Source organism: Micromonospora sp. AB353, assembly GCF_049538395.1.
In the GTDB taxonomy this organism is placed as follows: domain Bacteria; phylum Actinomycetota; class Actinomycetes; order Mycobacteriales; family Micromonosporaceae; genus Micromonospora; species Micromonospora aurantiaca.
Window position 1 is genome coordinate 1 of record NZ_JBMVFV010000137.1, and the last position, 8,531, is coordinate 8,531.

The following is an 8,531-nucleotide window of genomic DNA, read 5'->3' on the forward strand; positions in this document are numbered from 1 at the left end:
GCGGGCTGCGGCGTTAAGAAGGGGCCCTTCCTCTACCGGAGGCGTTAATAAGGGCCCCCTCCTTACACCCTCACCAGGCCGGGCCGACCGCCTCGGCGACGATCTCCGCGGACAACGTCACCATGGGCAGCCCGCCGCCCGGGTGGCTGGAGCCGCCGACCAGCCAGAGCCCGGCGGCCGGGCCCCGGTTGGCCGGGCGCAGCAGCCCGCCCGCGGTGCCGTAGATCGCCCCGCCCGGCGCGCCGGTGGCCGCGTCCAGGTCGGCCGGGGTGCGGATCTCCCGGAACACCAGCCGGTCCCGCACGTCGGCGCCGCGCTCGGCCAGCACGTCCAGGATCCGGTCCGCGTACGCCTCGGCCAGGCCCGGCCGACGCCAGTCCACGGCGCTCGCGGCGGTCCCGTGGCGGGGCGCGTTGACGAGCACGAACCACGCCTCGTGGCCGTCCGGGCGGACCGCCGGATCGTCGGCGGCGGTGACGAACACGGTCGGGTCGGGTGCCGGGCGGGCCCGCACCCCGCGACCCGGGTCGCCGAACACGGCGTCGAACTCGGCGTCGTAGTCGCGGGGGAAGAACACGGTGTGGTGGGCCAGCCCGGAGTCGCCGCGTACGCCCAGCAGCAGCACGAACCCGGCCAGGCTGCGGTCGGTGAGCGCGGCCAGCCGGCGCGGGTCGGGCAGCAGATCCCGGTAGAGGGTGAGCGCGTCCACGTTCGCCGCCACCACGTCGGCCGGGATCGGTGCGGCGGCCCCGGCCACGCGCACCCCGTGCACCCGCCCGCCCGCGGCGTCGATGCGGGTGACCGCTGCGTCGGTGCGTACCACCACGCCCAGGTCCAGGCAGCGCGACAGCAGCGCGTCGGCGAGCGTGCCCAGCCCGCCGCGCAGGTACCAGCCGCCGTACGCCAGTTCGGCGTAGGGGACGGCGACGAGCGCGGCCGGGGCGCGGCGCGGGTCGGCGCCGGTGTACGTGGCGTACCGGTCCAGCAGCATCCGCAGCCGCGGGTCGGACAGGTGGCGGCGGCCCAGCCCGCGCAGACTGCGGCCGGGGCCGATGGCGGCCAGGTCGCCCAGCCGCCAGGCCAGCGCGGCCAGGTCGCGCGGCGAGTCGACGGTACGGCGCAGGATGTCCCGGTGTGAGGCCGCCCACACCCGGCCCGCGCGCCGCCACAGCCCGCGCCAGTCGGCGGCGGACCGGTCCCCGAACGCGGCGCCGATCCGGGCGGCGAACTCGTCCGGGTCGGCGCAGGAGTCGAGCACCTGCCCGCCACCGGGGAAGACGTGCCGCACGATCGGGTCCAGCGGAACCAGGTCGAGGTACTCGTCGAGCTTCGCCCCGGTCGCCTCGAACAGGTCGTGGAAGACCTGCGGCAGGGTGAACAGGCTCGGCCCGGTGTCGAAGTGCCACACCCCCTCCGGGGTGTGGTGGGCGTACCGGCCGAGCTTCCCCCCGACCGTGCCGGCCCGTTCGAGGACGGTGACCTCGTGCCCGGTGACCGCGAGCCGGGCGGCGGCGGCGAGCCCGCCCACCCCGGCGCCGATGACCACGATGCGCGCCATGGCGTGCCCCTCCTAGGTGACCGGGCGACCCCGCCAGGTGAGCCGGTGTCGCTTCCGCAGATGGTACGACCGGACGGTCAGCCAACCGAGGACCACGACCGACACGGGGTGGCCCAGCGCGTCGGGCCACGCCCGTCCGCCGGTGGCGCGGGCGCTGACCACCCGGCCGGCGACCCCGGCCAGGTAGGCCAGGAACGCCACGGCGGCCACCGCCGGCGCACCGGCGAGCAGCGCCCCGAACGCCAGCAGCGGCGGCGCGACGTAGAGCGCGACCAGCAGCGCCAGCACGGCCGCCGCGGCGGCGGGGTGCCCGAACGTCGCCCACAGCGACTTGGTGTAGCCGTCGCGCAGCTGCGGCCAGGTGTCGTACATCCGGCAGGACGCCAGCCGGGAGCCGTCGGCCAGCGCGATCCGCCCGCCGGCCCGCTTCACCGCCCGGGCCAGCTCGATGTCCTCCAGCACCTTGTCGGCCACCGCCGCGTGCCCGCCGGCCCGCAGGTAGCCGGCCCGGTCCACGACCAGGAACTGCCCGCCCGCCGCGGCCAGCGACGGCCGCCGCGAGCGTTCCATCGCGCGCAGCGGCAGGAACGTCAGCCACAACCACTGCAACAACGGCTGCACCAGCCGGTCGGCCGCCGTCCGCACCACGATCCGGGGGTACGGCGACAGCAGCGCCGCGCCGGCCGCGCGCAACTCGGTCACCGCCGCCGCCACCGCGTACGGGGTGAGCACCACGTCCGCGTCGACGAAGGCCAGCACCGCCGGTTCCGGGCCGGTCCGGGTGGCGAGCTGCCAGCAGGCGTGCGGCTTGCCCAGCCATCCCGGCGGCGGGGCGACGCCGGTGAGCAGCGTGAGGCGGGGGTCGTCGCCGGCCACCGCGCGGACCACGTCGGCGGTGCCGTCGGTCGAGCCGTCGTCGAGCACCACGATCCGCAGGTCCGGTACGCCGCGCTGGGCCAGCAGCGCGTGCAGGCACGGGGTGACCCGCTCGGCCTCGTCGCGCAGCGGCAGCAGCACCGCCACCGGCTCGGTCACCTCGGCCGGGCCGTCGGCGGGGCGGCGCAGCCAGGCGTACGCGTTGACGAGCGTGTGCCCGGTCAGCGCGGCGACCGCCACGGCCAGCGCGAGGACGGCGATCATGCCGGGGCGTCGACGCGCGGCGCCGGCTCCGGCGTGCCGGTCCGGTCCCGCCGGCGGGCCCGCCACAGCGTGACCGCCAGCGGCACCGCCGCCACCGCCATCCCGGCCGCGCCCCACAGCGCCGACGCCGGCAGCCGCAGGAACACCGCGTGCGCCAGCACGCTGGAGGCGTACGTCCAGAGGTAGAGCGCGAACATCGGGGCGTCCCGGCCGTCGACCCGGTCCACCGACGGGCCGGCGAGCGGGCGCAGCGCGACCGCGAGCAGTACCGCGAAGCCCAGCCAGCCCAGGTAGTTGCTGACCGGGATGCCGGGTAGCCCGGGCAGCGCCGGGGTGGCGTCGAGCCAGGTCCAGTAGCCCTCGGCCACCATCTGCGGGTCGAGGAACAGGTCCCAGGCGGCCAGCCCGACCGCCGAGAGCGCGATCCGGGCGAGGCGGGAACGGACCAGCCGGACCGCGGTGAGCCAGGCCGGCCAGGCCATCCAGGTCCAGGCGAGCGGGATGATCAGCGGCACTCCGGCCAGCTTCGGGCCCAGCTCACCGGAGTAGTCGTAGCTGCCGAACGGGAACCCGGTGGCCACGCCGACCGCCTCGACCGCGAACCCGCCGCCGGTGACGACCGCGACCAGCGCGACGGCGGTACGGACGCCCCGGGTGAGCAGCGCGTGGCCGACCGAGAGCAGCCAGCCGAGCACCACCGTGGCCACCGTGAGCCCGGCCCGGGTCGCGCCGCCGGTGAGCGGGTAGCAGATCTGGGCGAGCACCAGCACGGCCAGCAGCGCCCAGGGCAGCCGGGAGCGGATCACCGCGCTCATGCCGCGTCCGGCGGGGGCAGCGGCAGGTCCCGGCCGAGCACGCCGAACGGCCGCTCGTCGCCGGGGAAGTGGAAGTGCCGCAGGACGTCGACGAAGCCGAACCGGCGGTACAGCCGCCAGGCCCGGGACTTCTCCTCGTCGGCCTCCGGCGTGGACAGCAGCGTGGTGTCGCCCTCGGCCACGGCGAGCAGCGCGCGCAACTGGCGGGCGCCCAGGCCGTGCCCCTGCGCGGGCGGCCGGACGTGCAGCTCCACCACCTCGAACGGGTGGGCCAGCCAGCGCTGCCGGTCCTGCGCGTTCAGCGCCCGGTGCACCTGGTCGTGCCACCACTGCCCGGTGGCGCCCCGGTAGCCGTACCCGAAACCGGCCAGGTGTCCCTCGCTGGTCAGACTGGCGACGGCGCGGAAACCGGGCCGGCGTACGTGGGTGGCGATGTAGCCGCGGCGGGCCTCCAGCAGGTCGGGCCGGTAGCCCATCGCCTCGCCGTAGACGGCCACCACGTCGTCCAGCCGCCGGACCAGGTCGTCCGGTGTCCACCGCACCAGCCTCATGCGTACCCTCTCGATGTTTCCGGGTCGCCTTCGGCGGCGGCCCAGCCCAGCACCGTACGGTCGCCGACCACGTCGCCCACCGCGAACCGCGCGAACAGTTCCTCCGCGTACCAGCCCTCGGTGGGGGTACGGGTGATCGCGGCGCGGTGCTCCGGGGAACGGTACGCGAACGCGACCAGGTCCGCCGGGTCGCGCCACACGCTCACCGTGCCCTGCCAGCCCAGCGGCGCCTCGCCGACGCCGAAGCGGGCGAGCAGTCCGGGCGCGGTGTGCAGCTCGGCGGCGACCGGCGGGATCGCGCGCCAGAACGTGGCCGCGCGGCGGGCCCGCAGCCGGGCCCGGGTCAGCGCCAGCACCGGCCCGGTGACCCGTCCGCCGGACGGTGCGCCGAACGGCTCCCGGCCGGACCACCGGCCGCGGCTGGTCAGCGGGCGCAGGTCGACCCGTACCGCGGCGCCGGCGATCCGGGCCCAGGAGCGGGCGACCGGGGAGGCGTCGAAGCCGGCCGCGTCGGCGGGGGAGTCCCAGACCACGAGCGCGGCCCACCGGGTCAGGTCGGCGTCGCCGGGGCCGAAGCCGGTGCCGGTCCCGGTGCCGAGCAGCTTGGCGAAGCGGACCCCGGGCAGCCGGCGCAGCCGCGCCGGGTGGGTGGCCATCCGCCCCAGCACACCGGGTACGGCCCGGCGGGGCACACGCCACACGTGCAGCGTGACGAGTCCGGGGTTCACGCCACCTCGGCCGGGGTGCCGGCGGTGATCCGCAGCAGTTCCGCGTACGTGGTGGGGAACACCGCCCGGGGCACGCCGCCGGCGGCCCACACCTCGTCGTACCCGGCCAGGGCGGTGTCCACGACGGTGCGCAGCGGCGCGGGGTGGCCGACCGGTGCGACGCCGCCGATGACCTGCCCGGTGTGCCGCTTGACGAACTCCGGGGTGGCCCGGCGCAGGTGGGTCACGCCCAGCGTGGCGGCCAGCCCGGCGGTGTCCACCCGGTGCGCGCCGGAGGTGAGCACCAGCAGCGGCGCGTCGTCCGCGTCGAAGATCAGCGAGTTGGCGATGGCGCCGACGGCGACGCCGAGCGCCTCGGCCGCCGCGGCGGCGGTGTGCACCGCCTCCGGCAGCAGACGGACGGCGCTGGCGTGGCCGGACGCGTCCCGTGCCCCCGCCGCGTCGAGCGCCCGCTGCACCGCCCGCACGTTCGGATGTGGCTCTGACTGCATGCCCCACATTCTCCCCCACCACCCGGGCCACCCCGCACCGGGCGCACCGCCCCCACCGCCCCACCGCGTGCGTCGATCATGAAGTTGGCGGTGTCGCCTCCCGGCGTGTCGGACCGCCAACCTCATGATCGGCCGAGGGTGGGGGAGAGCGCCACGGTCGACCCGTCGAGGCCGTCGGCGTCGACCACGGCGATGCCGTCGACCTCACCGGCCTGCACGGCGTCCGGTCCGCCCGCTGGGCCGACGACACGGTCACCGGCGCCGGGAACCCGGCCAGCCCGGCGTGGTCCGGACCCGGCCGGTGGCGTCCACCAGCAGGGCCGCGTACCCGTCCAGGGTGGCCAGCCAGTCCAGCGCCTCCGGGCCGCGGGCGACCGCCGCGGTCGCGTACACGTCGGCCCAGAGCAGATCGGGGCCGACCACGGTGACCGACCGGACGGCCCCGGCCGGTCGCCCGGCGCGGGGGTCGGTGATGTGCGCGCCGCGTCGGGCGGTGCCCGAGGTGGCCACCGCGCCGTCGGCCCGCTCGACCACGTCGAGCATCCGGTCCGGCCGGTCGGGGTCCTCGACACCGACCCGCCAGGGCGGCCGGTCCGGCGCGGCCCGCAGCAGCACGTCCCCGCCCGCGTTGAGGCACAGGTCGTGCCCCGCCAGGTCGGCCAGGTGCCGCCCGGCGCGCGCCACCGCCCAGCCCTTGACCAGCCCGGACGGGTCGTAGCCGGTGCCGCCGCGGGGCAGCGGCAGGTGACGGGCGTCGAACCACCCGCCGGTACGCGCGCGGGCCGTCTCGCAGAGCGCGGCCACCTCACGCAGCAGCGGGTGCGCGGTGGTGGCCGGGTCGGGCGGGGCGCCGCCGAGGCGACCCAGCTCGCTGTCCGGCCGGTACGTGCTGAACACCGCGTCGGCCCGGCGCAGCTCGGCGAAGACCCGGTCCACCCGCTGCGCCACCGCCTCGGTGCGCACCCGGGGGCCGCGCAGGTGCACGCTGACCGGCAGCCCCATCACCTGCGCCACCCAGGCCCGCCGGTCCGCCCCGGTCACCGTGGTCACCGCAGGTGCGCCGCGTCGATGGCGGACTGGAGCGACTCCCGGTAGCCGTCGCTGGTGACGGTGGCCCCGGAGACGGTGTCGATCCGCGCGCTCTGCGCCGCCAGGACCTCCTGCCGCAGGATCGGCACCGCGTAGTCGTTGATCTCCTGGTCCCGGTGGTTGCCGTCGGGCACCTGGACGGCGACCACGTCGGTGATCTTCCCGCCGGTGACGGTGATCCGTACCTGCACCGGCCCCCACCGGGTCTGCGCCACGGACCCGGTGGCCGTGCCGCTGCCGGTCGTGCCGCCGCTGGTCGTGGCGTCGTCGGACGGGGCCGACCCGGTGGCGCCGCCGTCCGTGCCGCTCCACGCGCCGCCGGCCGGGTCGCCGCCGCCGGCGACCGCGCCGGTCTCCCCGCCCGCCCCCATGGTGCTGGTCCGGTAGCTGAACAGCAGCACCAGCGCGGCCACGGTGGACAGCAACCAGATGGTGATCCGTCGCACGGATCCTCCCTTCGCGCCTGTCACCAGGCGAAGCGTTCGTGATGGACGTGCGCGTCGGGCACCCCGGCCGCGCGGGTCGCGGCGCGGACGGCGTCTACCCAGCCGTCCGGGCCGCAGAGGAAGACGTCGTGTCCGGCCACGTCGGGGGAGAGCCGGCGCAGCGCCTCGGCGTCGGAGAGCCCCTCGGCGTACGCCGGCAGCCAGGACGGCCGGGCCGCCCGGGGACCGACCAGGCGGTGCACCACCAGCCCGCGCTCGGCGACGAGCCGGTCCAGCTCGGCGGAGAAGACCAGGTCGTCCGCGGTACGGACGCGGTGGACGAGCACCGCCTCGCCGGGCGCGTACGGCAGCTCCCAGAGCAGCGCCAGCAGCGGGGTGAGCCCGACACCGCAGGCCAGCAGCGTGATTCCGCCACCCCGCCAGTGCTGGCCGGTGAGCCGCCCGTACGGCCCCTCGATCAGCACCCGGGTGCCGGGGCGCAGGGCGCCCACCCGGGCACTGCCGTCGCCCAAGTCCTTGACCGTGATCCGGAGCAGATCCCCCTGCGGCGGCGCGGACAGCGAGTACGGGTGGGCGCGGGACCAGCCGGGACCGTCCAGGAACCGCCAGAGCAGGAACTGTCCGGCCCGTACCGGCAGCCGGTGCAGGTCCCGCCCGCGCAGCCAGACCGAGGTGATCCCGGGTGCCTCGGCGACCACCGCGGCCACCTCGATCCGGTGGCGCAGCGAGCGCCAGGCGGGCAGGCCGAGCCGCCAGACCAGCACGCTGGCCAGCGCCAGCAGGTAGACCGTCCACCAGTAGGCGCGGGCGAGCGGCGAGGCGAGGAGGTCGGCACCGGTCCAGAGCTGATGCGGCAGCGCCAGCGCGACGCCCAGGTAGGCGTAGAGGTGCAGCAGGTGCCAGGACTCGTAGCGCAGCCGCCGCCGGGCCGCGCGGACCGAGGTCACCACCACCAGCGTCAGCAGCGCCAGCGCCGCGGTGGCCAACAGCATCCCGGGGTACGTGAGGACCAGGTTCGCGGCCTCGGCGGGTACCCCCCGGCGGGCGGTGCCCGCGTACCCGAGGACGGTCAGCAGCACGTGCGCCAGCAGCAGGTGGAACGAGGTGAAACCGGCGAGCCGGTGCCAGCGGGCGATCCGGTCCTGGCCGAAGCGGCGCTCCAGCAGCGGCACCCGGGCCATCAGCACCACCTGGATCAGCATCAGGTCGGCGCTGACCAGGCCGGCGAGCCGGCCGAGCGAGGTGAGCCCGGTGGCCGCGCCGGCCAGCAGCTCCTGCACGCCGCGGTCGGCGGTCCAGAGGGCGGCGACGACCAGCAGGCTGAGCGCCGCGAGGGCGCCGGCGACGTCGGCCCACCAGGCGGGGGCGGTCGGCAGCGGCCGGCGCGGCGCGCGCCGGCCGGTCACGGCGGCGGTCACCGGAGGGTCTTCTCGGTACGGCTGACGCTCATGGGGTAAACCCTGGGCCGGCGAGTTCCGGTTCTCCTTTGCCGCTGCTGTGCCCCGGCTGGGAATCCGGCGGGGTACCGGCGTGTCCCTGGCGCGTCACACGTTGCGTTTTCGTCGGTGGGGAGGTGTACTGTCAGGGTAGTTAGAACGAGTGTTCGATTCCGACCCCCGGGTCGCACACCTCGTTCCACGGCTCCGGAGGCGGTGTTTCGCGGCACCGGCTTCCGGGAGGTGCGGCACCGCGGGCCGCACCGGGTCTCGGACA

9 protein-coding genes are annotated in these 8,531 nt (G+C 76.7%); all 9 read right to left on the bottom strand.

Translation table 11 applies throughout. The annotated features are described in order from the left end of the window. Positions 1–70: 70 nt before the first annotated feature. Entirely contained in the window at positions 71–1,558 is a 1,488-nt protein-coding gene (locus ACPCK6_RS28685) for a phytoene desaturase family protein (protein ID WP_423482765.1), read from the bottom strand. 12 nt (positions 1,559–1,570) lie between these two features. Further along, positions 1,571–2,698 carry a glycosyltransferase family 2 protein gene (locus tag ACPCK6_RS28690; RefSeq protein WP_423482766.1) on the bottom strand — a complete coding sequence of 376 codons (1,128 nt, stop codon included), beginning with the start codon at positions 2,696–2,698 and terminating at the stop codon, positions 1,571–1,573. Then, on the bottom strand, positions 2,695–3,513 hold the full coding sequence (locus ACPCK6_RS28695; protein ID WP_396882298.1) for a carotenoid biosynthesis protein: 819 nt from the start codon (positions 3,511–3,513) through the stop codon (positions 2,695–2,697). The genes ACPCK6_RS28690 and ACPCK6_RS28695 overlap by 4 nt, the downstream gene beginning before the upstream one ends. Then, positions 3,510–4,064: a GNAT family N-acetyltransferase gene (locus tag ACPCK6_RS28700; protein ID WP_318334942.1), complete on the bottom strand. Its 555-nt coding sequence runs from the start codon at positions 4,062–4,064 to the stop codon at positions 3,510–3,512. Before ACPCK6_RS28700 ends, ACPCK6_RS28695 begins: the two co-directional genes overlap by 4 nt. After that, entirely contained in the window at positions 4,061–4,792 is a 732-nt protein-coding gene (locus ACPCK6_RS28705) for a monooxygenase (RefSeq protein WP_423482767.1), read from the bottom strand. The genes ACPCK6_RS28700 and ACPCK6_RS28705 overlap by 4 nt, the downstream gene beginning before the upstream one ends. Continuing rightward, positions 4,789–5,283, bottom strand: coding sequence for a YbaK/EbsC family protein (locus ACPCK6_RS28710; protein ID WP_396882296.1), 495 nt, complete (start codon positions 5,281–5,283; stop codon positions 4,789–4,791). Before ACPCK6_RS28710 ends, ACPCK6_RS28705 begins: the two co-directional genes overlap by 4 nt. A gap of 252 nt (positions 5,284–5,535) precedes the next feature. Next, positions 5,536–6,324 (bottom strand): FAD:protein FMN transferase, encoded by a 789-nt coding sequence (locus tag ACPCK6_RS28715; RefSeq protein WP_396882295.1) that lies wholly within the window; start codon positions 6,322–6,324, stop codon positions 5,536–5,538. Between the two features lie 5 nt (positions 6,325–6,329). Further along, positions 6,330–6,818: an FMN-binding protein gene (locus ACPCK6_RS28720; protein ID WP_423482768.1), complete on the bottom strand. Its 489-nt coding sequence runs from the start codon at positions 6,816–6,818 to the stop codon at positions 6,330–6,332. Between the two features lie 20 nt (positions 6,819–6,838). Next, entirely contained in the window at positions 6,839–8,236 is a 1,398-nt protein-coding gene (locus ACPCK6_RS28725; RefSeq protein ID WP_423482769.1) for a ferredoxin reductase family protein, read from the bottom strand. Between the last annotated feature and the right edge of the window lie 295 nt (positions 8,237–8,531).